Source organism: Mailhella sp., assembly GCF_057866825.1.
Genome location: NZ_DBMAHT010000140.1, coordinates 1 through 5,055 on the forward strand (window position 1 = coordinate 1; position 5,055 = coordinate 5,055).

A 5,055-nucleotide genomic window follows, 5' to 3' on the forward strand; every position below is an offset into this window, starting at 1 on the left:
TGACGGTGCTCTCCCTTCCGCGCGGCGCAAAGCCGAGCGCCTGCACCGTGGGGCCGAACAGCGCCGTCACCGGCGTGTGCTGCGCCCAGGCAAGATGCATGGGGCCGGAATCGTTGGTCACGTAGTCGTCCAGACGGCCCAGCACGGCGGCCAGAGAAAGCAGCGACGTTCTGCCCGAAAGATCGAGAAAACGGAGCTCGTCCTCGCGAACGCCCGCAAGACTCCGCACCTTCGCGGCGGTTTCCTCTTCGCCGGGGCCCGCCAGAAGCACGACGTTCACGTTCCGATCCAGCGCCCGGCGCAGGATAAAGGCAAAGCCTTCTGGAGTCCAGCGCTTGGTGGGCCACACCGAACCGGGATGCAGACCTATGGTTTTGCCCTCGGGCAGCGGCGAAAGCAGCGCCCCGGCCTCTTCCACGGCGCGGGGCGGCAGCGAAAGCTCGGGCCAGCGCAGCGTTTCGTCGTCCAGCACGGCACGGGGCACGTCCAGCGCTTCCGCGAGAAGCAGCAGACGTTCTATTTCCTGAAGTTCATGGAAGCGGCGGCCGATGCGGCGCGTAAAGACGAAGCGCGAAAGCGCGGCCTCGGCATAGCCCACGCGCACCGGCGCACGGCTGGCCCACGCCATGTACGAACTACGAAGGCTGAGATGCGCATCCACCCAGACGTCGTAGGCGCGCTCCGCAATGCTGCGGCCCTCGCGAAACATTGCGGCCAGGCCCTTGTCCTTTCCGCGCTTGTCGCAGGAGAACACGCGGGAAATCTCGGGCTGCGCCTCGTACAGGGAGGCCAGTCCGCCGCGCACGTAGAAATCCAGCTCCGCGTCGGGCCAGGCGGCCTTGAGCACACGGATGAGCGGCAGCGTAAGAACGGAATCTCCGAGAAACGCGGTGTTCCAGACGGCGATGCGCATGACGACCTCAGCAGATGCGGGGCAGCTGCGCCCCTTCCAGCATGGAAAGAAGTCTTGAACCGCCCATAAAGGTGCGCAGTTCCACGCGGGGCTTTTCCGCAGCCGTGATGCTGCCGATGATCGCGGCCTCGGCGCCGAATTCGCACGACTTCATCACGTCGAGCGCCGTCTGCGCCTTTTCCCCGGGAAGAATGCAGATGAGCTTGCCCTCGTTGGCCAGATAGAGCGGGTCCAGACCAAGCACGTCGCAGCCTGCGCGCACGCTCTCATGCACGGGCACGGCGCTTTCCTCCACCACGCAGCCCACGCCGGACTGCTCGGCTATTTCGTTGAGCGTGGTGGCAAGGCCGCCGCGCGTGGGATCGCGCAGCACGTGAATGTCGCCAACTTCCGTAATGAGCCGCTCCACCATGCGGTTCAAAGGCGCGCTGTCGCTCGATGCGTCCCCGGCAAAGGAAAGGCCGTCGCGCCTTGCCATGACGGTCAGCCCGTGATCGCCCATGGAACCGCTCACGAGCACGGCGTCGCCGGGGCGGGCCGCATGTCCGGAAGGCGCAGGCGAGGCGATCACTTCCCCCACGCCCGCCGTGGTGATGAACATCTTGTCGCACGCGCCCCTGGGCACCACCTTGGTGTCGCCGGTCACGATGTCCACGCCGGCCTTCTTCGCGGCGCGGGCCATGTCTTCCACCACGCGCTCAAGCACGTCGAGCTCCAGCCCTTCTTCTATGATGAAGGCGCAGGAAAGATACCGGGGACGCGCGCCCAGCATGGACACGTCGTTCACCGTGCCGTGCACCGCCAGAGAGCCGATGCTGCCGCCCGGAAAAAACAGCGGCGTCACGGTGTAGCCGTCGGTGCTCATGGCCACGGGCCCCTTCAGATCAAGCAGGGCCGCATCGTCCATGCGGCGCAGAATGCCGTTGTCGAAATGCCGGAGAAAAACATCGGCGATAAGCCGCTGCGACGCTCTGCCGCCGCTTCCGCTGTCGAGAAGAATCTTCATGGCTGGCCCTTGGAAAAACAAAGAAAATTCAGGCCCGAAAGGCCCGGACCTTCCGCCCCGAACGCGCGGCGGAAAGTCACATGCAGGGCGCAACCCTAGCACAAATCCGGGCAAAGGGAAACGCCCGGGCCCCCGCCCTTCTCGGGAGGGAGTCCGGGCGTCGCACGAACTTGGAGCAATGTCGAATAAACGGAGCGGCCTTTCCGCGGCGCTCCGAATAAGAAGCAGAGCACGTCCGCCTCGTCCGCCAGCTTTCTATAAAAAAACACATGACCGCGGCACGGTTCCACTCCGGCAGTCATGTGTTTCTTATTTCATGTCAGGCAAAGCTCGATGAGGAGCTTGTCACGGCACGGCGGCCTTGCATCCGAAACGCCGGGGCCGGTGCGTACCGGGAAGTCTCACGGCAGTGTAGTCCAGCTTTTCCGGTCGTCATCTGCGCCGGGGGAAACGAATGCTACATTTTGCCCTTCAGAAGTTCGGCAATCTGGGTCACGTCCTTGTCGCCGCGGCCGGAGAGACAGACCATGATGATCTTGTCCTTGTCCAGGGTGGGAGCCAGGCGCATGGCGTGGGCCAGAGCGTGCGAGGATTCCAGCGCGGGAATGATGCCTTCCTTGCGCGACAGCGTGAGAAACGCGTTCACGGCCTCTTCGTCGGTCACGGTCACGTATTCGGCGCGGCCGGAGTCCTTGAGCTGGCAATGTTCCGGGCCCACGCCGGGATAGTCGAGACCTGCGGAAATGGAATACACCGGAGCCACGCCGCCGTTCTCGTCCTGAAGCAGGTAGCCGTTGAAGCCGTGCAGAATGCCGGGCGTGCCCTTGCAGAGGCTCGCGGCGTGCTGGCCGTAGCCCATGCCCTTGCCGCCGGGTTCCACGCCCACGAGCTTGACTTCCGCGTCGTCGAGGAAGCCCGCGAACATGCCGATGGAGTTGGAGCCGCCGCCCACGCACGCCACGGCGTAGTCGGGAAGCCGGCCAATCTGCTCAATGCTCTGGGCGCGGGCCTCGCGGCCGATGATGGACTGGAAATGACGCACCATGACGGGGTAGGGATGCGGGCCCACGGCGGAACCGAGCACATAGAACATGCTCGGATCGTTGACGAAGCAGTCGAGCGCCTCGTCCACGGCCTCCTTGAGGGTGCGCTGACCGCTCATGGCCGGACGCACTTCGGCGCCCATCATGCGCATGCGGAACACGTTGAGGGCCTGCCGATGCATGTCCTCCTCGCCCATGTACACGACGCACTCCATGCCGAAGAGCGCGGCCGTGGCGGCCGTGGCCACGCCGTGCTGGCCGGCGCCGGTTTCCGCCACCAGGCGTTTTTTGCCCATGCGCTTGGCGAGCAGCACCTGACCGAGGGTATTGTTGATCTTGTGCGCGCCGAGATGGTTCAGGTCTTCGCGCTTCAGATAGATCTGCGCGCCGCCGAGTTCGCGGCTCAGATTGCGGCAGTGGAAGATGGGCGAAGGACGCCCGCAGTAGTGGGTGAACAGATCGGCGAGCTCAGCCTTGAATTCGGGATCGTCGCGATATTTAATGAAGGCGTCGTTGACTTCGTCCAGCACCTTCTTGAGGGACTCGGGAACGAACTGACCGCCGTAGGGGCCGAAGAAACCGGTTTCAAAAGCCTGGGCACAAGTCTTGCTGGATTCGGAAACGCTCATGACTTACTCCTTCTGTCGCGGAGTACGGCCTTTCCTCTTCCGGCTATAAAAAAACCGCGGCCGTTACTCCGACCGCGGTTCTCATATTTTACTTCTGATAATACTCCAGAACCCGGCCCCTTTAGCAGGGCCACCACCACATGCCGGTAAAAGTTCTGGAAGCGTTCGTGTTCATGGGTTCATCCTTAGCGAAAAAACGCGCCCGCGTCAAGGGGTCGCCGACCTTCTTCGCACAAACGTGTTCTCTACGCGCCGCGGTAGCGATACCAGGCCGCGCAGCTTCCCTCGGTGGAAACCATGCACGGGCCGGTAGGATTCTGCGGCGTGCAGACTTTGCCGAACAGCGGACACTGATCCGGCGAGAGCGCCCCGCGAAGGATGTCGCCGCAGCGGCAGCCGGGAATGTGCCCCGTTTCGCCGAGTTCGACGCCGAGCCGTTCCAGGGCGTTGAAGTCGCTCCACTCGTCGCGCAGGGCGAGACCGCTTTTCGGAATGTCGCCGAGTCCGCGCCAGCGCGCGTCCGCCACGCGGAACACCGTGTCCATGACGCGCCTTGCCTGCGGACTGCCTTCGGAACTCACGGCGCGCACGTAGGTGTTGCCCACTTCCGGGCGGCCGCGGCGAAGCATGTCGAGCATGAGGCAGAGCGCGGAAAGAATGTCGGCAGGCTCGAAGCCGCCCACCACGGAAGGTCGGCCGAACTCCTTCGCCAGAAATTCAAAAGGCGCAAGTCCCAGCACCACAGCCACGTGACCGGGCAGAAGAAAGGCGTCGATGCGGTGCGCGTCGTCCTTTTCCAGCAGGGCACGCATGGCCGGAGGCACCAGCTTGTTGCACGGAATGATGCAGAAATTGGAAAGCCCCATGCTGCGGGCGCTCATCAGCGCTCCGGCAATGACGGGGGCCGTGGTTTCAAAGCCCACGGCCGGAAACACCACCGTGTCGCCGGGATGATCGGCCGCAAGCTTCACGGCGTCGAGCGGCGAATAGACCACCTGCACGCGCGCGCCCTCGGCCATGGCGTGCTTGAGGGAGCGGCCGTCGGGCCCGGGAACGCGCAGAAGATCGCCGAACGTGGCCACGATGACGTTCGGCTTTTCCGCGGCGCGGATGAAGGCCGCCACCTCGGAGTCGTGCGTGACGCAGACCGGACAGCCCGGCCCGGAAAGATGCTCCAGCCCTGCGGGCAGCAGGGAACGGAGACCGCTGCGGAAAATGGACACCGTATGCGTGCCGCACACTTCCATGAAGCGCACGCCTCTGCCCAGGGCGTCGAGCTCTTCCGAGAGCCGGTCAAGCAGGGCGCGGCACAGCGCCGGATCGTGAAACGAGGAAGAAATATCCATGCGGCCTCCTGAAAACTTCATTTCTCTCTGGGGTAAACGCGAGCGTCCGCCCTGTCAACGGGACAGGGAGCCTCGCCGTCGCTCCCCCGCTGCACCGCAGAAACGCACTGCGCCGAAA

4 protein-coding genes are annotated in these 5,055 nt (G+C 64.3%); all 4 read right to left on the reverse strand.

The window, feature by feature from the left end:
* The coding region (locus tag ACZM96_RS09525; protein WP_489488767.1) for a glycosyltransferase family 9 protein at positions 1-913 on the reverse strand (913 nt) is incomplete at its 3' end.
* Positions 914-920: 7 nt separating this feature from the next.
* Positions 921-1,919, reverse strand: a complete 999-nt coding sequence (gene hypE, locus ACZM96_RS09530; protein ID WP_489488769.1) for a hydrogenase expression/formation protein HypE — start codon at positions 1,917-1,919, stop codon at positions 921-923.
* Positions 1,920-2,376: 457 nt separating this feature from the next.
* Positions 2,377-3,591, reverse strand: a complete 1,215-nt coding sequence (trpB, locus tag ACZM96_RS09535; protein ID WP_346665061.1) for a tryptophan synthase subunit beta — start codon at positions 3,589-3,591, stop codon at positions 2,377-2,379.
* 245 nt (positions 3,592-3,836) lie between these two features.
* Positions 3,837-4,937: a hydrogenase formation protein HypD gene (gene hypD / locus ACZM96_RS09540; protein ID WP_489488771.1), complete on the reverse strand. Its 1,101-nt coding sequence runs from the start codon at positions 4,935-4,937 to the stop codon at positions 3,837-3,839.
* Between the last annotated feature and the right edge of the window lie 118 nt (positions 4,938-5,055).